The sequence below is a fragment of the Tissierella sp. P1 genome, assembly GCF_002266425.1.
Classification (GTDB): domain Bacteria; phylum Bacillota; class Clostridia; order Tissierellales; family Tissierellaceae; genus Tissierella; species Tissierella carlieri.
The window spans coordinates 135963-160475 of the sequence record NZ_NPMN01000005.1 but is presented as its reverse complement, the minus strand read 5'-3'; the positions used below and the strand labels follow the sequence as shown (position 1 = coordinate 160475).

The 24513-nt window shown below is 29.9% G+C and carries 23 protein-coding genes; 2 read left to right on the top strand and 21 right to left on the bottom strand.

Annotated features, from left to right (window positions below; genetic code table 11):
- Positions 1–18 precede the first annotated feature (18 nt).
- From CIW83_RS05365 to CIW83_RS05325, 9 genes are all read right to left on the bottom strand, one after another.
- Positions 19–699 carry an ABC transporter ATP-binding protein gene (locus CIW83_RS05365; protein ID WP_094899839.1) on the bottom strand — a complete coding sequence of 227 codons (681 nt, stop codon included), beginning with the start codon at positions 697–699 and terminating at the stop codon, positions 19–21.
- Between the two features lie 586 nt (positions 700–1285).
- A complete protein-coding gene (locus tag CIW83_RS05360) occupies positions 1286–1924 on the bottom strand; it encodes an ABC transporter ATP-binding protein (protein ID WP_094899838.1) in 639 nt (212 codons plus the stop codon).
- Positions 1925–1941: 17 nt separating this feature from the next.
- Positions 1942–3459: a hypothetical protein gene (locus tag CIW83_RS05355; RefSeq protein WP_094899837.1), complete on the bottom strand. Its 1518-nt coding sequence runs from the start codon at positions 3457–3459 to the stop codon at positions 1942–1944.
- Entirely contained in the window at positions 3452–4240 is a 789-nt protein-coding gene (locus CIW83_RS05350; protein WP_094899836.1) for a hypothetical protein, read from the bottom strand. Before CIW83_RS05350 ends, CIW83_RS05355 begins: the two co-directional genes overlap by 8 nt.
- A 128-nt stretch (positions 4241–4368) precedes the next feature.
- Complete coding sequence (locus CIW83_RS05345) at positions 4369–4752, bottom strand: hypothetical protein (RefSeq protein ID WP_094899835.1); 384 nt, start codon at positions 4750–4752, stop codon at positions 4369–4371.
- 273 nt (positions 4753–5025) lie between these two features.
- Entirely contained in the window at positions 5026–5178 is a 153-nt protein-coding gene (locus CIW83_RS05340; RefSeq protein ID WP_094899834.1) for a type A2 lanthipeptide, read from the bottom strand.
- 155 nt (positions 5179–5333) lie between these two features.
- Entirely contained in the window at positions 5334–5885 is a 552-nt protein-coding gene (locus tag CIW83_RS05335; protein ID WP_235601233.1) for a response regulator transcription factor, read from the bottom strand.
- A gap of 28 nt (positions 5886–5913) precedes the next feature.
- On the bottom strand, positions 5914–7500 hold the full coding sequence (locus CIW83_RS05330) for an ATP-binding protein (protein ID WP_094899832.1): 1587 nt from the start codon (positions 7498–7500) through the stop codon (positions 5914–5916).
- Positions 7501–7606: 106 nt separating this feature from the next.
- On the bottom strand, positions 7607–10759 hold the full coding sequence (locus CIW83_RS05325) for a type 2 lanthipeptide synthetase LanM family protein (protein WP_094899831.1): 3153 nt from the start codon (positions 10757–10759) through the stop codon (positions 7607–7609).
- A 225-nt stretch (positions 10760–10984) separates the two neighbouring features.
- Between CIW83_RS05325 and CIW83_RS05320 the strand changes: the two genes are divergently transcribed.
- Both CIW83_RS05320 and CIW83_RS05315 read left to right on the top strand, forming a co-directional pair.
- Complete coding sequence (locus CIW83_RS05320; protein WP_094899830.1) at positions 10985–12268, top strand: MFS transporter; 1284 nt, start codon at positions 10985–10987, stop codon at positions 12266–12268.
- Positions 12269–12286: 18 nt separating this feature from the next.
- Complete coding sequence (locus CIW83_RS05315) at positions 12287–13117, top strand: glycerophosphodiester phosphodiesterase family protein (protein WP_094899829.1); 831 nt, start codon at positions 12287–12289, stop codon at positions 13115–13117.
- A 51-nt stretch (positions 13118–13168) separates the two neighbouring features.
- On the opposite strand, the gene CIW83_RS05310 is transcribed toward CIW83_RS05315, so the two are convergent.
- From CIW83_RS05310 to purE, 12 genes are all read right to left on the bottom strand, one after another.
- On the bottom strand, positions 13169–13630 hold the full coding sequence (locus CIW83_RS05310; RefSeq protein ID WP_094899828.1) for a chemotaxis protein CheX: 462 nt from the start codon (positions 13628–13630) through the stop codon (positions 13169–13171).
- The gene (locus CIW83_RS05305; protein ID WP_094899827.1) at positions 13627–14049 is read right to left on the bottom strand and encodes a bacteriohemerythrin; all 423 of its coding nucleotides are present in this window, start codon (positions 14047–14049) and stop codon (positions 13627–13629) included. The genes CIW83_RS05310 and CIW83_RS05305 overlap by 4 nt, the downstream gene beginning before the upstream one ends.
- Before the next feature lie 134 nt (positions 14050–14183).
- Positions 14184–15218: an HD-GYP domain-containing protein gene (locus CIW83_RS05300; RefSeq protein ID WP_094899826.1), complete on the bottom strand. Its 1035-nt coding sequence runs from the start codon at positions 15216–15218 to the stop codon at positions 14184–14186.
- A gap of 240 nt (positions 15219–15458) precedes the next feature.
- On the bottom strand, positions 15459–15761 hold the full coding sequence (locus tag CIW83_RS05295; protein ID WP_094899825.1) for a YerC/YecD family TrpR-related protein: 303 nt from the start codon (positions 15759–15761) through the stop codon (positions 15459–15461).
- Between the two features lie 88 nt (positions 15762–15849).
- Positions 15850–17520 (bottom strand): formate--tetrahydrofolate ligase, encoded by a 1671-nt coding sequence (locus tag CIW83_RS05290; RefSeq protein ID WP_094899824.1) that lies wholly within the window; start codon positions 17518–17520, stop codon positions 15850–15852.
- 245 nt (positions 17521–17765) lie between these two features.
- Entirely contained in the window at positions 17766–19031 is a 1266-nt protein-coding gene (gene purD, locus CIW83_RS05285) for a phosphoribosylamine--glycine ligase (RefSeq protein ID WP_094899823.1), read from the bottom strand.
- An 18-nt stretch (positions 19032–19049) separates the two neighbouring features.
- Complete coding sequence (gene purH / locus CIW83_RS05280; protein WP_201259686.1) at positions 19050–20582, bottom strand: bifunctional phosphoribosylaminoimidazolecarboxamide formyltransferase/IMP cyclohydrolase; 1533 nt, start codon at positions 20580–20582, stop codon at positions 19050–19052.
- 4 nt (positions 20583–20586) lie between these two features.
- A complete protein-coding gene (purN, locus tag CIW83_RS05275; RefSeq protein WP_094899821.1) occupies positions 20587–21216 on the bottom strand; it encodes a phosphoribosylglycinamide formyltransferase in 630 nt (209 codons plus the stop codon).
- The gene (purM, locus tag CIW83_RS05270; RefSeq protein ID WP_094899820.1) at positions 21204–22238 is read right to left on the bottom strand and encodes a phosphoribosylformylglycinamidine cyclo-ligase; all 1035 of its coding nucleotides are present in this window, start codon (positions 22236–22238) and stop codon (positions 21204–21206) included. The genes purN and purM overlap by 13 nt, the downstream gene beginning before the upstream one ends.
- A gap of 373 nt (positions 22239–22611) precedes the next feature.
- A complete protein-coding gene (locus CIW83_RS23580; protein WP_235601231.1) occupies positions 22612–22815 on the bottom strand; it encodes a hypothetical protein in 204 nt (67 codons plus the stop codon).
- A gap of 16 nt (positions 22816–22831) precedes the next feature.
- Entirely contained in the window at positions 22832–23845 is a 1014-nt protein-coding gene (gene purF, locus CIW83_RS05265) for an amidophosphoribosyltransferase (protein WP_235601230.1), read from the bottom strand.
- Positions 23846–24016: 171 nt separating this feature from the next.
- Complete coding sequence (purE, locus tag CIW83_RS05260; protein ID WP_094899819.1) at positions 24017–24502, bottom strand: 5-(carboxyamino)imidazole ribonucleotide mutase; 486 nt, start codon at positions 24500–24502, stop codon at positions 24017–24019.
- Positions 24503–24513: the final 11 nt, after the last annotated feature.

The window sequence follows — 24513 nt, the reverse complement described above, 5'->3', positions numbered from 1 at the left end:
TTTTTATAATGGAAAATATTATTTTTTAATTAAATTAAATTTTTTTTCATATTCAACAATCTCCCCATCATTTAGTACTATTATTTCATCCGCGTATTTTGTAAGTTCTAAATTATGAGTTATCAACACAATTGTAGTATTATACTTAATTACCATATCTTTTAAAAGTTCAAGAACTTCTATTTCAGATTTTGAATCTAGATTTCCTGTAGGTTCATCTGCAAATATGATTTTAGGCTTATTCACCAATGCTCGGCAAATAGCTACTCGTTGTTGCTGGCCACCAGATAATTCAGATGGTAAATGAAGCCTTCTATCAAATATGTCCATTGTCTTCATTAAATCATCTACGTAATCTTTATCCTCATTAATTTGTGGTAGTTCTATGTTTTCTCTAGCATTTAGTACAGGAATCAAATTATAAGATTGAAAAATAAATCCTATCATAGTTCTTCGAAATCTTGTCCTCTCATCTTCATTAAAGTTAATTAAATTCCTATTGCAAATAAAGACTTCTCCCTTGGAGGGTATATCTAATCCACATAAAACATTTAATAGCGTCGTCTTTCCTGAACCACTTCTACCTATAATAGCTATAAACTTTCCTTCTTCTATATCCAAATTTATATTTTTCAATGCATATACTGGATTATTTGTATTCTCTCCATATATTTTTGTTACTTTTTTGGCATATATCATTTTAACACCCCCTTCTTTAATAATATGAGAATATCAAATTATTCTAAAGTTCACATGAGCAATTCACGCAAACCTTGCGTTATACAAATAAAAATAGTAAAAAGCCTGATACTCAGGCTTTTTAGATAATTAACCATTACAAAAATTTAATATCTTTTTTCTTTAATCTTCACTATGAATTGTCATTAAAAAACTTTCTCGTCATCATTTAATTCTATCACACTTAATTCCTGCACTCTTGTAACCTCATAGAGAAGAATCTCATAAGTAAATATTTCCAATCCACCTTCAAGCTTGATTAATAGAACATGCACATCCTAGTATATCTTAAAAATAAATATTTACACCTTCTTCTACATCTTTCATTTCATATTTAATACTGTATAATAAGATATTTTCATTCCACTAATCCTTGCTATTCCATGTACTTTTTAAAATTCCATTAGGAATGTCTTCCCTATAATTAGGAATTACTACCCTTATTGAAGCTTTCTTTAATATAATATCTATCAGACAAAAATTATAAACAAGCTGTTTATATAATGCTACCATATATGAACTGCCAAAATATTTAGCTTTGCATATCTCAAACTATTAATTTTAACTTTTGATTATCTATTTCATATACCTTTGTACATAGTAAATCTATATCCATTTGATTGTGACTCGTGATAAATATTGTTTTACTCTGTTTGTGTAGATCTAATAATAAATTCCTGATATTTTCTACACTGCTTTTATCAAGTGCATTAAATGGTTCATCCAATAATAACACATCTTGATCCTCCATAATTGCTTGACATAATGCTAATTTCTGCTTCATTCCTAAAGAATAATTCTTTACCTTGGTTTTTAAATTAGGATCAAGTCCTACTCTTTCCATTGCAGTCTTGATTTCATCTTTTCCTATTTTTTTACGTATTAAAGCCAAATACTCTAAGTTTTCATATCCACTTTTATCTTCTAAATATCCTGGTCTATCTATGATAATTCCAAAATTTGTTGGAAATCTGTTTTTTAAATTCATTTCATTTCCATTAATCTTTATAACTCCCGAGTCTGGAAATATAAATCCACAAATTATTTTAAAAAGAACAGATTTGCCCGAACCATTTGGTCCCACAATCCCGTATATTTCTTCTTTTTCAAAGGTAATATTTAAATCCTCAAATATGTTAATTCCTTTAAACCCTTTAGATACATTTATCATTTCAACTAAACTCATAGTATTCACCACCCAATTTATTTTATATCTTGACGGTTAAACATTCCTTTTAATATACATATATTTATAACAATATAGATAAGCAAAATAATTGTATGTCTAAACATTATGTTTCCTTCTACTGCAAATGCTAAACCATTTAAAGAAATGGGGGCTAAATAATATCTATTTACTCCTGGTAGCATAAATACCATTGTAAAAAATAACCCTATTAAACCTACAAATGTATTCCTTGTTTTCCACGCTATAGTAGATACTAGTAATATATAAAATAATAACTGTAAAAATCCATTTACAAAAAATTGATATAATGTTTTTAATAAAGTCACATTATAAAACATATTACTTTCTATAATTGTTTTAGAATTAACTAAAAAATAGCCAATCATAATACTACATATGAAAAGTATTACTAATGCTTTTATAAGATAAGCAATAATTCCCTTAACCCAATGAAGAAACCATCTATCAACTGCCCTATACCTAATAATTTTATAATATAAATTTCCATCTAGCTCTCTATCAAATGAAATCTGAGCGAAATATACTACCCCCCAGAATGTAATAATGTATTTTAATAAATTTAGAAAATGGCCATTTTCACTTGTAATTCCATAAAAGGAAAGAACAATCCCATCTAATATCGTAATATCCAATACATTTTCCGCTCTCAATTGAATAGTCATACTAACAATCACTAATATTGCATAAGTTAAATACATCCATTTATCACCAATTTTATTTTTAATCCTTTTCCTATTTGAATAGATGCTATTTAAGCAAAGAAACATAATATAAATACTTATAAGTACCACTAAATATATCCAGGTATTATTAAAACTCAATACCCCTTTTGTAGCCACTATATAAATCGGAAATTTTAATATGTTTACTATGAAAGATGTATCAACATATTGTTCTATACGAATCATGATAATGCACATAAAAAAAATTATTATGCTAGTTAAAATTAAATAATTTCTTTTACGAAAAATACTATATATAATAATCATAATTAAATTTAAAATCAAACTTACAATATAAAAACTTAAAGCAATTAATATTAATCCTTCTAATGAAGTAATCTCATTTGAACTAAAAACCTTAGTATTTACGATATTGTTATTAAACTGTGACAACTGGCTCCAGCTGAAACCATCGTACAAATCAGAGGATAATATAATTCCAACTACTAGCCATATAATAAAAAACATGTTTAACTTTTTTAAGTATTTCAACTGAATATATTTTATGGTTTTAAATGGATTACCAGTTCTTATGATAATATAATCCTTATAATTATTTTCAACATTTAAAATAGAATTATATAATAATAGAGGTAATATAAAATAATAAGTTAAATATTGGTCACATAATATATAATATAACATATCCCAAAGATTTATAGATAAACCTGATTTTATACCATATTTTATCAACTCAAATTTACCAAACAAACCAAAAATAAATATAATTAGTGCATATAAAAACCATTGAGCTTGATAGTTTTCAAATTTTTCTTTGATATTAAACATAGTAATCACCAAATTGTTTGTATTTTTTATAAGAATATATAAATAAAACAATATCAATGATAAATAAAGTTATAAATGACACAAAAAAATTTCCTGTCCAAATTTTTCTTAGACTTAATGGAAAAACAGACGCAAGTGGTGAAAACTTTTCAAATCCAATAACCGCAAGGAAAAAATTCCCTAAATGATAAAACAAAACAGGAATTGATAATGATATAAATCCATTTTTTTTATGCAATGAAATAAGCATAGCCATATTTCCATATAGTACTGCATTTATGCCGACCCAAATAGTATATACCAGTATATATGCCAAAGAAGAATATTCAAGAAGAAAAGATAAATTATTCTCTCTAGGATACATCTTCTCTGTTATAGGTGTCAACTCTACCAATCCATATCTTGGCACTATTACTTGACAGAAAAAATATGGAATCAATATTATTAAAGCTCCTACTATGAATGTAAAAATACTATTTGCTAGTAATTTGCTTTTTATATATGTCCATATATCAACTCTTGATTGACAATATTTTATATATTCATTTTTATACTCTACGATATAACCATTGGCATAAACCACCATAATTAAAACTGGAAATAACATTGAAATGATTCCCTGTATTGATTCTTCAAATATCTCCCTTGTAATATAATATATATAACCTTCTTGAATTGCTAAAAATTGAATTGTAAAAGGGATAATAATTATTATTAGAATATATAATATCTTTTTCAATGATGAAAATTTCTTAATTTCAGAATATAAACAATTAATCATTTTAGACCTCCTGTTAACTCTCATGAAGATATATTATGCATTTATCTATATTTTATATAAAAGGATAGCAATTAATTAATTTCATCTAGTAAAACCAGTATTTAGCTTAACCTTCAATCTATTAAATTTTAGTTGCTTCTCCATTCCCCTTCAACTTGTACTTTTACAGGTGTACTTAAGTCATTACTAATTTCAAGTCTACATCTTTCTCCAGCTTGTACTGAATTAGGAATATAGAAGAACATTCCATCAACTACATTTCTTTCCCATTTACTATTTCTATTTTGAGACACAAGTCTGATGTCCACTTCATAATCTCCACCTACATAATCAATATCAACTTCTGCATCCTCACTTGATATTGATTTTGTTTGATAGGATGTATAGCCTGAGCCATTAAATCTTGGAACTGTTGTGCTGAAACTACTCCAAGATGTACCTGCATAGGCACTAACACTTCCCATTATTATTAAAGCTATTAATAACATTGATACATTTCCCTTTTGTTTCATAAATTACCCCCCTTATTATTGGTAATTAATCGCTATCCTTCATAAACTAAATATTTGAGATGTTAAAACTATTGATTATAATTGCTTTATACTTGCTTAATTTCTTAATACCAATTATGACTAATAAATTTTCTGAATCTCATAAATAAAATATAATATCTTTAAAAAATACAACACCAAATAGTAAAATTTTTCTTACTGCCTCTTTAATCCAGACACTTAACTTCTACAAAAAATATACTTTATTACTTTCTCCTATTAGATTTAATTATATCAGCAACAAGTAAACAAAGAGCTTGGACACTTTTTAGTTATGGTTCTATACCATTCTCCCTCTCCAGCTCCTGTTGCCATTTCTAACTCTTCATTGGAAATTTCATCTATTACTTCATTCATATTAAAGTAATCTAATCTTTCATCCTCCATTCCCTCATCCCCCTTATTTCTCTAATTGATATAAGAATATCAAATCACTCTAAGATTTACATGAGTAATTCACGCAAACTTTTCCTTATATAATTACAAATAATAAAAGCTACTTTAAACATAAATAATGTCTATAGTAGCATTCTAAATTTATTCTATTGGGGCTTTACATATCCAAGTTGAATTCCCTTAGTTATAGCCTCAATAGCCGAATTAACTTTTAATTTATTAAAAATACATTGTATATGATTGGACACTGTTCGCTCACTTATATATAGCATAGCTGCTATATCTTTTCTTTTATATCCATTACATAATTTTTGCAAAACATCTTTCTCACTATCAGTAAGTTCCTCTATTAATACTTCATCATCTGGAAAGTAAGTATTTCCATTATTGATATTCATAAGAATTTTAATTAGATCATTAGGTTCTATATTTTTATTTACAAACCCTCTTGCCCCTATTTTTTTTGCTTCCATTTTATATACAGGTAAATCATGTCCTGTCAGTATTACAACTTTTGTCTCTGGTATATCAGTTAATATTCTCTTTGCTAACAATAGTCCATCTTCGTCACTTATATTCCGCAGGTTAATATCAATCAGCACTATATCTAGTTTAACTCCTTTGATAATGGATATTGCTTCATTTGTATCATCTATTATACTAAAATTAGTTATTTCAGGATGATCTTCTAATACAATTTTTAAACTCTTTGCGAATAATGCATGATCATCTATTAATAAAATATTTATAAGAATCCTCTCCTTTCATTGGCATTTTAGCTATTATAATTATCCCACTTGGATTATTTTTTAAAAAATCTATACTTCCTTCCAACATCTTGACTTGTTCTTTTATTGAAATTAGCCCTTTTTGATTTTTAATATTATCTAATTTGTTAAAGTCAAATCCCTTTCCATTATCCTTAACCATAAGAATGATCATCTCTTCATTATATTCCAAATTAATATTTAATTCTGTTCCATTTGAATGCTTGAAAGCATTAGTAACTAATTCCTTAATCATTCGATATACGATAAGGTCATAGGGTATTGCTAAAAACAAAGTTTCATCACATTCAAAGTTTATAGAGATATTCTTTAATGGATAGAAATACTTTATAGAATTGATTAGATTTTGATAATTTTCTTTTAGTGTTCTATCCTTTAGCATAACAGGATGATAAGTATTCATTTCATTTCTAATAGATACATTAAGATAATCTAAAGTATTTATAATCAATTGCTTTATTTCTGGATTATCAGATTTTGTTATTAGATTTTTTACCGATAAAATATCTTGAAGAACTTCATCATGCAAGTAATTAGAGATATCTCTTTTTATCTCCTCCTCTTTGATTATTAGTCTTAAACTGTTTTCAATGCTATTTCTAAAGGAATTATCTTTACTGCTTGCTGTTTGAAACCTATCCTTTGCATCTTCATATTCCAGCATTAAATATACCTCCCAGAATAGAATTGCCGAATGAATCAATATAAAATTAGTAACTATATTTAATTTATATATATAGTTAAATATAGATAGAAACATAAAAAATAATATTACAAGTTTTCTTATACTTCTTCTTTTTACGGGAAGAAAATAGTTTGCATTATCTTTACTTATTAAGGCTATTTTATTTATACTAAACAGTGGTATAAATATTAGTACATACCAAATTAAATTATCTATATGTCTTTGGTCTTTCAGTAAAAATGGCAAAATAATTAATATTGGAACAATAATCATTAAAAAGGAATTTATCAAGTTCTTCTTTTCATTTCTCATTACAAACATAAATCTTTTTCTATAGATTGTAATTAAAAATATAAATATCCCAATACTTAATAATAGCTGAATCTGCATTGCAGCATAAAACAATTTTATCTGTATAAATCTAGTCATTAAAGTTAAAATACACATAAACTTGAGAATTAAATCCGTAATCTTTTTATATGGATAACTATAATCTTGGAATATAAAATTTAGTGTGAAATCAATGGTTTTATACAATATGTAAACCCCAAGTAATATGCTTAATTCATAAAAAAGATATCGCTCATCTAGACAAATTAAAAATTGCCAATTTACTAATACTACCAGATCCGTAAATTTATTAATTATTTTAACATTCCTTATATTAATAAAGCTGACACAAAATCCATTTATTAGAATAATAGTAGTTAATATTAATGATATTATTTCAGAACCATATATTTCAGTACTATTCTTTATAAGTTCATAGCATAAAAAAATAATAACAAGGACTTGGTTTAATATGAGGAATTTTAATCTATTTAAATAATCCTCCTTCATTTTACATCCCCCCGACTATGCTAATTAGAATATATTATAGAACACTGTTCCCCACTTAAATTGTATTATATATTTAGGGGAATCATAAGGCAATTGTGATTATATATTAATTAATCTCTGGTAGTTCTAAGGTTAAAACTGATGGTATTAATTTTGGCTTAGTCAATCTTAATAACTGATATCCTATACCAGACAATCCTGTCATGAATGATGTTACTTGAAAGTTCTGAGGGATCCCACAATGCCATTGATCTATATTTGCATCTTTAATTAGATCAGATACTATTCTTCTTGCTTTTAGAAGATAATTTTCCTTGTAAAATAATTTATTAGCCATAATTAATAGTTCAATATTTCCCATAGTTCCATGACATAAACAATCACTTCCCCCAACTCCTTCTTTAAGCGTTTTGTTTATTGAATCTTGAATCTCCTCTATGATAGAATCATCTTTGAAAATATCATAGCATTTTATTCTAGAAATTCCTAATCCTGGAGCCCCATGGCACCAATTAACGGGGTCAGTAAATCCATTTTCTATTAAATCTTTTTTATTTTTAGTATTTATCCAATTATTCTGTTCTCTATTATAAATTTTCCTTTCAAAATTAATAGCTTTTAATGCTAAGCACAGATACCTTTCATCTTTAACTACCTTATAAAGTTCCATTAATGCCCATGCAATTCCTGCACTTCCATGCGACATTCCTGACAATATTTGTCCTCCCCCTGCTGGTGTTGGCCAACCAACACTGTTGTCTTTCTCAATACAGTATTTAATTAAATGTTCACCACTATTAATAGAAACATCCAATATCTCTTTATTGTTATATTTATTAAATATGTTTAAAGCCACTATTAATGTTCCAGCACAACCTGAAACTATATCAAAATTCTTGTCATTTTCTATATAGTTTTTACAGCTTAATATATAATAAATTGCTTTTTCTATTAAATCATTTCTATTAAACTTTAACCCCATAAAATAATAACAATATGCTAATGATGCTTTTCCCAAGAATGCTGAAATATTATTTTCATCCATATCTTTCGTAAGGTATTCTGCTGACTTAAGGATTTTTTCTATTACATCTTTATAAGCATTATTTTTTGTTATATCATACAGAATTGTAAAAAACAATCCATTCCCTAGGACTCCACTATATAAATAAGCATCTTGTGGTGAATATATCCATTGTCCACCATTTCCGATATCAATATTTAACCAATTAATATCATTGCATTTATCACTTAATATCCCTTGTTCTAAAATTTTATTGCCTATCTTTTCTGCTTCTTCTATGAAAAGTTTATCTGTTTCTAATAGTAGATTATTTGTATTCATATAGTTTTTCTTATATTCTCTGATTTCCCATCTTTTAATTGGCTTTCTAAGTGAAGTTTCTATATACTTTACTTGTTCTTTTTTTGCTATTTCGTTCATATCTCTTATTCTACTAATAGATTTCTCTAACATATTATATTCATTCTCAATGCATTTCCTCCCTAAGCTGTCATATACAATTCCACTGTTTACATATGAGTAAAAATAAGGAATATCTCCTTCCATCATATCTCTTATTTCAGATGTAACTATGTTCAGAAATCTTTTATCTTTTTTAACTATTGCCCACATTTTATCAAATAATTTATTTCTATATATTCCATCAAATAAGTACTTGGGATGTGTTGAAGTCTTTAAAACTACACTATAACTTTGAGTATCTCTTAAAATAGTTCTAACTTTACAATTTGAAAAATTTGTTAGTAATCCATCTTTATCAATAAAATCTGCCTTGTTTTCCATAATTAAATCATAACAACTTTCAAATCCTTCAATTATGAAACTAACATACTCTCTAGGGTCTATATATTTACCATTTAGCTTCGGGATGTTCTCTTTATATTTTATCATGCAATCAGTGCGTATAAGTCTCATATTATCAGTATAATTATCTTGAATTTGATATTTTCCTTTAAGAACAGTTTGTCCTCCTTTTCCTGTAATTCCTGAAATATCCAAGTCCATATTCTTATCTATACTGGCCGGAAATAGACTTGTCTCAAATATTGAGTTTTTTATTTTTCTACATATTATCTCAAAGGAATTATCTTCTTTACTCATGTAGCCACTAAAACTTTGGAATATCGATTCTAAATCTACAAAAAATGGATTATCTCTAGATATTATTAGGTTATCCATGTGTAAATCTGAAGTATTTAGTATATGAAATAAACAAGAATATACTCCCAATTTATAATATATTTTTTCTAAATCATCCTCGGAATTACATTCCTTAGCTTCTATACATTCTTGCCATCCATATTCTTCTCTTACTAAATATGTCATTCTCTCTAGTTTATATCTTAACTCTTTTTCGTTTATGTAATTCAGTATGGCATTAAATTTCTTGTCTATTTCTAATGATCGTGGTTTATATACAACACTTCCTTTTTCAAAGTAGAAAATTAATACTGATTTCTTTCCACAATGGCTATCTCCTTTGTTGTCTTCAATTCTTTTAATCTTGCCTTCTATTTGAAATATCTTTTTTAAATATTTATAATCTCTATTTAAGTTATCTAAGGATTCTATAATATAATCTTTACTTTTTATTAATTCCTCTACTATAACTCTAAATAATATAGGAAATTTATATATTAATTCTTTCAAATATTGTGCATTTTTAAACTTACCGCAAAAATCTAAATACCTATCTTTAGGGCTATCTCCTTTTAACTTATTATTCCTACTAAAGTAATTTAGTTCTAAAATTAAAGTTTTTAAAGATTTTTCTATAACTATCTCAAATGTCTTCTCTGCTATGATCTCTTTTATTAACTCTTCACTATAATTTACACTTTCTTCTATGGTAACTTTTGTCAATATCCATTTAATGAATGGAGTAGTAAAACAAGAAAATGGATGTTTAAGATACTTCTTATTAGTCATATACTCATTTACTTCTACATCGTCTCCAAATAAATTTATAATATCATTTATGTGTCTAATCCACAATGGAGTTTCTTCTTCCTTAAAAAGAATATCCTCTTGTCTCTGTGATAATAAATTTGAAAGTTCTTCTTCATTTAATCTATATGTCTTTAAATAATACTCTAAATACTTGTCTTGTAAAAAGATTTCTTCCATCCATCTTGATAATAGCAATGTGTCCCTAATATTATTTTCTCCTTTTATATACAACCTTTCATTGAGATACAGACCCCTTCTCAAATTATTTATATCTATAGATTCCATTCTTACCCCCTAGAATGAATAATATTTTATATTATATCTCTATTAAAATCTTATTTCATGAGTAATTTACGCAAATCTTTTAATTATTATAAATTAGTAACAATTAAATCTCACCCCACAGTTTAATCCTAACTTTCCACTAAAGCAAATATAATAATATTCATTGTTTATGTCCATTTCCAATGCTATAATAAGAGTAAATTTAAAGATTTAAGGAGGAACTTTATGAAGTTAAATTACAAACGGACCTTTTTTGTAGGACTAGCATTTTTATCTATTTCTGCATTTTGGCAATTATATGATAATATTATACCACTTATTTTACAAAACACCTTTAAAGTTGGGGAAACTATGACAGGCACCATAATGGCTGTTGACAATATCTTAGCTTTATTTTTACTTCCTATTTTCGGTGCTTTATCCGATAGAATAAGGACTAGATTTGGAAGAAGAACTCCTTTTATCGTTATAGGTACAGTCATAGCAGTTATCTCTATGATGATGATTCCTATTGCAGATAATAATCAAAATTTCATATTGTTTTTTATATCTTTAGGTGTGGTACTTCTTTCTATGAGTATCTATCGTTCACCTGCAGTTGCTCTAATGCCTGACATCACACCTAAGCCTCTTAGAAGTAAGGCAAATTCCATAATTAATCTCATGGGTGCAGTAGGAGCCATTTTTACTCTTGCAATGATTAGTATATTGATTCCAAAAGAATCTTCACCTAATTATACAAATATCTTTTTATCCGTTGCTATTCTAATGGTAGTTGCAGTTGGTATTCTTGTAATTACCATTAGAGAGAATAAATTAGCTAAAGAAGTATCAAGTACTGATTGTACTGAAGATGAAGAATCCAATTTAGATAATCTAAATGAAAGCATAACTATGGATAAAAATGTAAGGCGAAGCCTAAATTTTATATTTGCATCAATATTTTTATGGTTTACAGCATATAATGCTGTCACTACAGCTTTTTCTAGATATGCAATAACGGTTTGGGACTTACAAGGTGGTGGTTTCGCAAATGCCCTTATGGTTGCAACAGGTGCTGCAATTCTATCTTATATCCCTATAGGAATCATATCTAGTAATATAGGTAGAAAGAAAACTATTATTGGTGGTATTGTAATGATGAGTATTTCTTATTTCTTTGGATTTTGGTTTAAGACTTACTCTCCCTTAATCAATGTGGTATTTGCATTTACAGGTATTGGATGGGCGGCTATTAATGTGAATTCATATCCAATGGTTGTGGAGATGGCTCGTAGTGCTGATGTAGGAAAATATACTGGCTTATATTATATATTCTCTATGTCTGCACAGGTTTTTACTCCAATATTATCTGGATTTCTATTAGAAAATATCTCTTATAGGACACTATTCCCTTATTCATTTGTATTTTCTTTGTTATCCTTGGGCACAATGTTGATGGTTCGTCATGGTGATTCTAAGCCACCAAAGAGAAAAAGCACATTGGAACATTTTGATGTAGAAGATTAGTTTATAGGAGGTTATTTAATGTTTTTCTATATTCTTGGTATCATTTTAATGGTAATTATTCTTTACCTTCTTGCTATTATGCCAGAAACACTAAATAGACCTGACTTAAGCTTATTTTATAAAAGATATTATGCTCATAGAGGCTTTCATAAAGAAAAGTTTATTGCACCTGAAAATTCTATGGCTGCATTTCAGCTGGCAATAAATCATGGATTTGGAATTGAGTTTGATATACAGTTATCAAAAGATCGTGTTCCAGTTGTATTTCATGATTTTAATTTAAAAAGAGTCTGTGGCATAGATAAAAATGTAAATGAATTGACTTTTCAAGAATTAAGAGGACTTACCTTATTTGATTCAAAGGAAAAGATTCCTCATTTAAAGGAAGTAATTGATTTGGTTAATGGACAAGTACCTCTAATAGTGGAAATAAAATCCAGATTTAATTATCTTTCAATTTGTAGTATAGTTGCATCTTATTTAGATAATTACAGTGGGGCATATTGTGTGGAATCTTTCAATCCTTTAGCTGTACTTTGGTATAAAAAAAATAGACCGCAGGTTGTTAGAGGACAGCTTTCTACAAATTATTTAAAGAGCGAAATTAAACAAAGTAAAATATTTTCTTTTTTATTACAGAACTTAATGTTTAACTTTATTACCAGGCCTCACTTTATTTCATATAACTACAAATATCATGATAACTTATCTTTTATTTTGTGTAAAAGACTTTATAAAGTCACCACTATTGCTTATACTATTCCTTCAAAAATAGAATTAGACAATTATCTTAAGTATTTTGATTTGTTTATTTTTGAAAATTTTTTACCAGATAATCCTTTGAATTAAAGATAATAGAAAATAGCTAAGATTATAATCTTAGCTATTTTCATATTATCTTTAATTTTCTGCTAAAAACACATTAATATCAAATTCACCAATATGGGTTTTTAATGGTAGAAGAAGTGCTAATTTATTTGCCATAGAAATAGACTTATATTCGCCTATGATTATTTGTGGTGGAGCAATATCACATATGTAATTATATTCAGTTAAATTTGTTACTGCATTGCCTCCAATAATATTTGCAACTTCACCCAAAGCTGAAGATACAAAGTTGTCTATTTCATGCATTTCCATTCCTGACATTATTCTAACCATCTCTAAAGTCATATCACTAGTAAAACTAAAAAGAATCGTGCCTTTCAAATCTCCTGTGACTCCAAGAATAACATTGGCATCTTTGCTGCAAACCATGCCCTCTATAGCCTTTAACTGTCCCTTCTCTACATCTGTGTCAAGCATTAATCTAAATACATCCTGAGTTGCCTTATAAAAGGAGTTTAAGTATTCTGCCTTCATTGTGCTTGTCCTCCTTTTTCATTTGCATATTCTCCAATTTTTTGATCCATTTTTCCCACATGCATGATTAGCCATGTCATAAGTTTAGCACTGAATTCTTGTATTTTTTCCTCAGTAAATCCTCCTTGTTCAAAGATTTTAACATAATCATTGATTACTTCTTTAAATTTTCTATGTGCTTCTTTATGTATTTCAATATCTGGATAATTAATTTTTTCTTGATACGCTTCTTCATCATCAAAATGGAATATTACGTATTCTTGCATAAATTCCATTGTTTCTTTTACCTTATCTAATCTTTCATTCCAATCACTTTTACTTTGAACAATTTGTATAAATTCTGATAAACGTTTAAAGAGTTCTTTGTGCTGCTCATCAATTAATTCTACACCAACTTTATATTTATCTTTCCACATCATTTTTAATCCCTACTTTCTAACTTCATAATAATTATAATATTTAATTATATACCCCATAATTTGATATATTACAACAATAGCTTACACTTAATGTTAAAAATCAATAGCTTTGATGTGGCTCATGCTCTTAAATATTATATTATAATATCTAGTATCTCAGTATCTTGTGGCTGAAGAAAATCTATAAATTTATTACCTACCTGCACTATAGGCTTAGTTTCATTTTGAGGGTGTATATAGACTATTATTCCTGTTGAACCATCACTTAGTAAGACCTTATTTCCAACATAAAATCTAGATATATTCTTTAAAAAGACTTGAGTAATATTAGGGTCTAATGAGGTGAAACTTTCACGTCTAAGGTAATCTGCGGCTCGTAGTGGCGAATCCTTATCTTTATACACTCTATTAGATGTAATAGCATGATATATATCGCATACAGCCATTATTTTTGCATATTCATGTATACTATCTCCTTTAGCACCATAAGGATAGCCTGTCCCATTGATTTTTTCGTGATGCTGCAATATACCCTGTAAAATATCTTCATTAAATCTGTTAGTTTCTAATAGCATTTCATAACTATAAAGAGGATGTTTTTTCATTTCTTCATACTCTTCTGCACTCAATATACCCGGTTTCTTCAATATTTCATCCGAGATCTTCAACTTTCCAATGTCATGAAAAAGCCCAACTATAGATAAATCCATAATTTTATCTTGAGGATAATTTAGCCATTTTCCCAAAGTTATAGCTAATATGCTTACACCTAAACTATGATTAAATGTATAGTCATCTGTCTTTCGAAGCAATCTCATCTGAGTAAGTATATCTCTTTCTGAGGCTATTTCCTTAACAAAGCTATTCATCTCAGAAATTACCTTATCTGATTTTAATTTTTTACCCTCTTTAATCTCATTGAATATATTATCCAGTCTATTTTCTACCTTGGAATATTCTCTAGCAAATCCATCATTGCGAATTCCTTCAGGTATTTCTTCCTCTCTAACAAATACAAAATGTATTCCATGAATATTTAGTTTATCAATGAAAGCCTTTGTTATAGCGGTGTTCTCTGGTATCAATACTGCACCTGTTTTTATATCTACTACGTCCTTGTCCAAGAGCATTCCTATTTCTAATTTATCAATATTAATGAGTTTCCCCAATATACACACCTCCACTGAGATTATATATTACTATTGATCTAATTTATTTTTACACTCTAAAAGGAATAAGGGACTCTTAGTCCCTGTTTCTTATAACCAATAGGAAAGTTCTGCTTTAATACCTAATATCAAGAACTTGACCTAATTGAGTTTTAAGCAAATTATCGAAATCTTTGATTTCATGCAAGTCGCTTATGCAGTGGCCAAGAAAAGTTTCTAACGTTTCCTTAGAGGCTTTTCTTATTCTTCTATTATGCCTAATTTTTTTAATACAATATTGTATCCTTCTGAACCATAGTTCAAAGCCCTATTTATTCTACTTATCGTTGCAGTACTAGCACCTGTCTCAGCTTCTATTTCATTGTAAGTTTTATTAGCTTTAAGTAATTTCGCAACCTCGAGCCTTTGTGCTATTGCTTGAATCTCCTTTATAGTGCATATGTCTTCAAAAAACCTATAACACTCTTCCATATTTTCTAAAAGTAAAATCGCTTCAAAAAATCCATCTACCTGATTGGATTTTATCTTTGAATTAAATTCCATATCCTGCCCTCCTAATAAATTATAGTTTCATACTAACGTATTCAAGTGTAAAGTGATAATAATAGCTGGGACTTTGCCCAGCCATTATCTAGAACAATCCTACTATTTCTCCACTTGGTAATATATCAATATTATTTGCAGCTGGAACTTTTGGTAATCCTGGCATTGTCATAATTTCTCCTGTTAGGGCTACTAAGAAACCAGCACCTCTAGATACTTTTATGTCTCTAACAGTAATGCTAAATCCTCTAGGTCTGCCAAGTAAAGTCGGGTCATCTGAAAGTGAATATTGAGTTTTTGCCATACAGATTGGCATCTTGTCAAATCCTAATTTTTCTATATTAGCTATTGTTTTCTCGCAAGCCTTAGTGAAGTCAACTCCATCTGCACCATAAACTTCCTTAGCTATCTTTTCAATCTTAGTCTTGATTGAATCTTCTACATCATATAAAGGTTTAAAGTTAGACTCTTTTGTTTCACATACTCTTACTACAGCTTCAGCCATTGCTACTCCGCCTTCGCCACCTTTACCCCAAACTTCTGAAAGAACAGCTTCTGCACCTAATGATTTACATCTTTCAAGTACATAGTTAAGCTCAGCTTCTGTGTCTGTTGGGAATTTGTTAATAGCTACTACCGCTGGTACTCCAAATTTATTGATATTTTCTATATGTTTCTCTAAGTTTTCAAACCCTTTAGCTAATGCTTCTAAGTTCTCATTACCTAGTTCATCTTTCTTAACTCCACCATTGTATTTTAACGCTCTTACTGTAGCTACTATAACGGCAGCATCTGGTTTTAATCCACCGAATCTACATTTGATATCGAAGAATTTTTCTGCACCTAAGTCTGCACCAAAGCCTGCTTCTGTTACTGTGTATTCTGCCATTTTTAAAGCTAATTTTGTAGCTAACATTGAGTTACATCCATGAGCTATATTTGCAAATGGTCCACCATGAATTAATGCTGGTGTGTTTTCTAATGTTTGAACAAGGTTAGGATTAACTGCATCTTTCATAAGTAATGCTACAGCACCTTGAGCTTGTAAGTCTTTTGCAAATACTGGACTTCCGTCATATTTATATGCTACGATAATTTCTCCAACTCTAGCCTTGAAGTCTTCTAAGTCTTTTGATAAACAGAAGATTGCCATTATCTCTGAAGCAACTGTTATATCAAATCCATCTTCTCTTGGCATTCCATTTGGTTTTCCGCCTAATCCGATTACAATATCTCTTAATGCTCTGTCATTCATATCAAGAACTCTTTTCCAAACTACTCTTCTTGGGTCAATGTTTAATACGTTTCCTTGATGAATGTGGTTATCTAATAAAGCTGAAATTAAATTGTGAGCTGTAGTTATTGCGTGGAAGTCACCTGTAAAATGAAGATTGATATCTTCCATAGGTACTACTTGAGAATATCCACCACCAGCAGCACCGCCTTTAACTCCAAAGCTAGGTCCAAGTGAAGGTTCTCTAAGTGCTGTTATTGCAGTTTTACCTATTTTATTTAATCCCATTGAAAGACCTATATTTGTAGTAGTCTTACCTTCGCCTGCTGGAGTAGGATTAATTGCTGTAACTAAAACTAGTTTTCCGTCTGGCTTGTCTTTTAATTCCTCTAAAAGTCCTAAAGATACCTTTGCCTTATACTTTCCATAATGTATAAGTTTTTCTTCGTCTATCCCTAACTTCGCTGCTACCTCAGATATAGGTAACATTGTTGCCTCTTGAGCAATTTGAACATCTGTTTTCATACTTAATCCTCCTTGTGTTTATTTTTGTACTAACTATTATTTAAATTACCTAAGTAAATTATACCCGAATTAATATATACCCTTTTTAATATGGTCAATCACTTTTATTCCAATTTTCTAATTTTTTAGCCTATTACTAATGAATACTTAAACTACAATTACTATATAGTATTATAACAGAACAATAAGATTTTGGAAATCTTTTTCAACAAAAAAAGCAGGTTTTATCCTGCTCTATGAGTTAATTAATTGACAATTGTAGTTTTCCCAATATCCTTCCTATAATTCATACCATTAAATTTAATTTTATCTACATTTGAATAGATTTTTTTTCTAGCTTCTTCAATAGTATGTCCTAAACTAGTAACAGATAAAACTCTTCCTCCATTTGTAATTAAACTTCTATCTATTTTCTTTGTTCCATTATGAAAAAGTATAATATCCTTATCTAGCTCATCTACTCCAGTAATTATAAATCCTTTTTCATATTCATTAGGATACCCCTTAGATGTAATGACTACAGTAACACAAGCCTTCTCTTTCCATATTAAATCTGATTTTTCTAATGTTCCATCTATTGTATTTTGAAATATATCTATTATATCTGATTCAAGCCTTGGGATTAATACTTCTGTTTCAGGATCACCAAATCTTACATTAAATTCTAAAACCTTAGGCTCATCACCTACTATCATCAGACCAATAAATAATATTCCTCTAAAATCCATTTTTTCTGAATCTAATCCGACTCTTATGTTATTAAGTATATTTTTTTCAATTTTTTTATTTAACTCATCATCAAAAAGCGGACTAGGAGAGAAACAACCAACTCCTCCTGTATTTGGTCCTTCATCGTTCTCATATATTTTTTTATAGTCTTTAGCAGATTCCATTGGAATTATTTTATCCTTAGTAACTATACAAAGAAGAGAAGCTTCTATACCATCTAAAAATTCTTCTATAACAACCTTTTCTCCCTCAGATCCAAATACTTTTTCTCCTAAAATATCTTTTAATGTATTCATTGCTTCATCTTCACTCTGGCAAATAACTACACCTTTCCCGGCACATAGTCCATCTGCCTTTATAACTAATGGATAAGTGAATTCCCTAAGTCCTTCTATTGCTTCATTTAAATTAGTATATGTCTTATATTTAGCAGTAGAAATATTATATTTCTCCATAAATCCTTTAGAAAAATCCTTACTACCTTCAAGCTCAGCACATTCCTTGTTAACTCCAAAAATTTTCAATCCTTTTTCTTGGAATTTATCTACTATACCTAGTACTAAGGGTAATTCCGGCCCTACTACAGTTAAATCTATATGATTTTCCATAGCGAATTGAACTAACTTATCTATTTCATCAACATTTATAGCTATATTTTCAGCTATATCAGCAGTTCCACCATTTCCAGGTGCACAATAAATCTTACTTACTTTCTGACTCTTAGCTATTTTCCAACATAATGCATGTTCTCTACCACCACTGCCTATAACTAATACTTTCATTTTCTTACCTCCTAGGCATTAATGTTTGAAATGTCTTATACCAGTGATTATCATAGCAATACCATTCTTATCTGCTTCTTCTATTACTTCATTATCCTTTAGTGAACCCCCCGGTTGAATTATTGCTGTAATTCCTGCCTTAGCTAATAATTCTATGGAGTCTTTAAATGGAAAGAATCCATCAGATGCTAAGACTGCTCCTTTGACCTTTTCCCCTGCTCTTTCTATTGCATTCTGCACTGCCCATACCCTATTTACTTCCCCAAGACCAATACCTATGGTTGCTTTATCCTTAACTATGACTACTCCGTTGGATTTTACACTCTTTGCAGCTTTCCAAGCAAATAATAAATCTTCCATCTCTTCCTTAGTAGGCTGATTCCTGGTTACTACCTTTAATTCTTCATTTAATAAAATATTATCTTTATCTTGTATTAGTAGTCCACCTAATACTTTCTTTATATCTAATTCTTTATATTCCCTGTCTGTAATATTGTTTATCTGTAGGATTCTTATATTTTTCTTTTGAGTGAGTATTTCTAATGCTTTTTCAGTGAAAGATGGAGCCATTACTATTTCTATAAAAATTTCATTTATTTTTTCTGCAACCTTCTCATTTATTTCTCTATTAGCTGCTATTATTCCTCCGAATATAGATACCTTATCACATTCATATGCTTTTTCATAAGCTTCTAGTATGTCTTCTCCACTTCCAATACCACAAGGATTAGCATGCTTTACAGCCACTACAGTAGGTTCATCAAATTCTTTTAGTGCTTCAATACAACCATTTCCATCATTAATATTGTTGAAGGAAAGTTCCTTTCCATGAAGCTGTATTGCTCCTGCTAGAGTTCCTTCTTTCTTCCCTACTTCCCTGTAAAATGCTGCTCTTTGATGCGGATTTTCTCCATACCTTAACTCTTCCTTGGATTTATAGGCCAAAGTTAATCTCTCTGGGAATATAACCTCTTCTATTTCATTAAAATAATTTGATATTAATGTGTCATAATAAGCTGTATAGTTGAAAACCTTTCTTGCTAAATATTGCCTTGTTTTGAAGGTAGTTTCATTATTCTCCTTTAGCTCTCTTAGTACAATTTCATAATCGGAAGGATCTACTATTACTGTTACATCTTTATAGTTTTTAGCTGCCGCTCTAATCATAGATGGACCACCAATATCTATATTTTCAATGATCTCCTCGTGAGTTACACCTGATTTATTTATTGTCTCTTCAAAAGGATAGAGATTATTAATTACTATATCAATAGGATTTATTTTCATATCTTCAATTGTTTTTACATGATTATCATCATCTCTTCTGTACAAAAGTCCGCCATGAATATAAGGGTTTAAAGTCTTTACCCTTCCATCTAGTATTTCGGGGAAATTAGTTACATCTTCAACTTCCATTACTTTTATTCCAGCTTCTTTTAAAATTCTATAGGTTCCTCCAGTCGATATTATTTCCCAGCCTAGTTTCTCTATTTCTGAGGCAAATTCAACAATACCTTCTTTATAAAAAACACTGATTAATGCCCTTTTCATCATCTCACCTCTGTTTTATAATCACTTTTCTTCCTTCAATGATTAAACTACCTTCACAATATAATTTCATTGCCTGTACCAAAAGCTTATGTTCTATCTCTAGTACTTTTTCTTTTAAGGTATCCACCGTATCTTCACTATTAACATATACAATTTCCTGAAGTATTATAGGGCCCGTATCTGTTCCCTCATCTACAAAATGAACTGTAGCCCCTGTTATCTTTACACCATAGTCTAAAACCTCTTGATGTACCTTTTCACCATAATATCCTTTTCCGCAAAAACTAGGTATTAAGGAAGGATGGATATTTATTATTCTTCGATTAAATTCCTCTATAAATTCTTGAGATAGTACCTTTAAATATCCTGCTAAGACAATTAATTCTACATTTTTTGCTTTAAACTCTTTTATTAATTCTAGATTATATTCTTCTTCACTATTAAATAACTTTCTATCTAAATAAATGCTCTCTATTCCTGCATCTTTTCCCCTAGTTAAGCCATAAGCTTCTTTTCTGTTGGAAATAATTAATTTTATTTCTCCATCTATATTTCCATTTTTAATATTATCTATTATAGATTGTAGATTAGTACCTCCACCAGAAATTAAAACACCTATCTTTACTGGTGACATAATACTACTCCCTCAGTACCTTTTTTAACTTCACCAAGTAATATAAATTCTTCTTTCTGCTCTTTTAAATATTTTGTAATATCATCTAGTTCATTTTTATCTACCGCAAGAACCATACCTATTCCCATATTAAAAGTACCGTACATCTCATCCTTAGCTATACCACCCCATTTTTGTAAAAGGTTAAATATAGTTGGAGTATTTATTTTAGCAGTGTCTATATGAGCTGTTAGTCCTTCTGGCAGCATTCTTGGAATATTTTCATAAAATCCTCCACCAGTTATATGGCTAAGACCTTTAATATTAAATTTCTGTACCAAGCTATATACTGGATTTGTATATATTCTAGTTGGTCTTATAAGTTCCTCACCTATGGTGCATCCTAGTTCTTCTATATATTGGTTTACATCCATCTTTTCTTTTTCAAATATTATTTTTCTAACTAAAGAAAAACCATTGCTATGAACTCCACTAGATGGTAATCCTATGATATAGTCGCCTTCTTCTATTGCAGATCCGTTTATTATCTTCTTCTTGTCTACTACTCCTACACAAAATCCCGCAACATCATATTCATCTTCTTTATAAAATCCAGGCATTTCAGCAGTTTCTCCACCAATTAGGGCACAACCTGCTTTGATGCAACCATTAGATACACCTTCTACAATATTTGCCATCTTTTCAGGAATAAGTTTTCCTGTGGCTATATAATCTAAGAAAAATAAGGGCTTAGCTCCTTGACAAAGAATATCATTAGCACACATAGCTACACAATCTTCTCCTATGGTATTATGTTTATCCATCATAAAAGCAAGTCTTAGCTTAGTACCTACTCCATCCGTTCCTGATACTAAAACTGGTTCTTCATAGGACTTAGTATCTAATTGAAACAAGCCTGCAAATCCACCTATATCTGATAAAACCCCTGGGATATGAGTTTTCTTTATCATTCCCTTTATAAGCTGTACCTCTTTATATCCTGCTTCTTTATCTACACCTGCATCCTTATAAGTTAAGCTCACTTTACACCCTCCTATTTTCAATTCACGATTCACAATTCACTAGATAAACAAACCCTAAAGGACTACTGAATTATACCCTGCGGGGCAAATATCAGTAGCTAAGTGATGAACACAAAATCAAAAACCATGATTTTGGTTCCCTACTTAAGTTCACAATTGTCGCGGTCTAGCTATGGGGTCTTTTTCTGGCGACCAGCGGTCGTTTCTCTAATTGTGCATTGTGCATTGTGAACTGTGCATTTGTTCTAATCCTCTATATCCAACTATTCAATATCATTAGATATAGGATAGCTGTTATTCAAGCATCCTGTACAAAACTCTTCTCCATCTGCTGCTTTTAACAATCCTTTGAGAGATAAATATTCTAATGAATCTACCCTACTAATTCCTTTATTTCTTCCTTTGACATTTGGGCTGCTATTAAATTTTTTCTATTTGGCGAATCCATCCATAAATGACATGAATAAAGAACTGGCGGCGAAGATATTCTAACATGTATTTCTTTAGCTCCTGCATTCCTTATCATTTCGATAGTTCTTTTTATGGTAGTTCCTCTCACTATAGAGTCATCTACCAATATTACCCTTTTGCCTTCAACATTTTCCTTTAATACGTTTAAGCTTAATTCTAACTCCCTGTTCCCTTAAATCTTGAGTTGGTTCTATAAAGGTTCTACCTACATATCTATTTTTTATTAAGCCTTCAGCATAAGGAATTCCTGATTCCTCTGCATATCCTATGGCTGATATCGTACCAGAGTCGGGAGCACCTATAACAATATCCGCATCTACGGCTGCTTCTCTGGCTAACTGTTTTCCAGCCTCTATCCTTGATAGGTAAATACTCTTTCCGTCTAATTTACTGTCTGGTCTCGCAAAATATATTATCTCGAATAAACATGGGTTCTTACCTTTAGGCTCCTTCCTTATGGACTTTAATCCGCTTTCATCTATAACAACAATCTCTCCTGGCTCTATATCTCTTATAAATTCAGCTCCTATAGTATCAAAGGCGCAAGTTTCTGATGCTAATATATAATCTTCTCCAAACTTACCCAAAGAAAGAGATTTCACTCCATAAGGGTCCCTTGCACCTATTAATTTATCCGTTGTCATCATAACAAGCCCATAGGTTCCCCTTATTGCATCTAAGGCCTTTATTATAGCATCCTCCACATTGTCCTTGTGATATCTTGCTATTAGGTTGGCTATGACTTCTGTATCTAATTGAGATTGAAAAATTGTACCATTATCTTCTAACTCATCTCGTAACTTTTCAAAGTTTACTACAGCTCCGTCATGAGCCAATGCTAGTGCACCTCTCTTATATCCTACAACTAAGGGCTGTGCATTTACAGTAGTTGTATCCCCTACTGCAGCATATCTAACATGTCCTATGCCAATATTTCCTCGAAGTCTTTCCATAGTTTCCCTTGGAAAGACTTCATGTACTAATCCTAAATCCTTAAAATAATCAACAAAGCCATTGTTATTTACTGCAATACCTGTACTTACTTGACCTCTATGTTGTAGTGCATATAAACCATAGTATATTATTTTTGATACATCATTTCTTTTTTTGCTATAAATTCCTACAACTCCACTCAAGATTGCACCTTCTCTCTAGTTAGTTTCTATGCGCAGTTTCGCAACTCAAATTTATTTGCTCGCTACGCTTGTTGGGTTAGGTCATTTCCCGCAGTCTCACTGCACAAATTCATTTGCTCATTGTCATTCGCATGAATTTGGCGTTCGTTGCGTTTGACCTACATCAGCTCACTACTTTCGCTGTGTTAGGTCATAATCAATTTTTTCTACTTCTTCTGCCATCTCTTTTTTATATTCCTTGAATTTTTCCCTTAATTCAGGATATTTTATAGAAAGCATCTGAACAGCTAGAAGTCCTCCGTTTTCTCCTCCATCTATGGCTACAGTAGCTACTGGAACACCCTTTGGCATTTGTACCACAGAAAGAAGTGAATCCAATCCATCCATAGTGGAGGATTTAGCAGGGATTCCTATTACAGGAAGAGGGGTTACTCCTGCTAATACTCCAGCTAGATGGGCTGCTTTTCCAGCTATGGCAATAATAACTTCTGTATTGTTTTTCTCAGCATTTTCAGCAAATTCGACAGCCTTATATGGAGTTCTATGAGCTGATATTACTCTGACCTCATAATCCACTCCAAATTTATCAAAAATTTTAGTTACTTTCTCTGATATAGGTTTATCTGATATGCTTCCCATTAATATACTAACTTTCATTTTCTACTCCC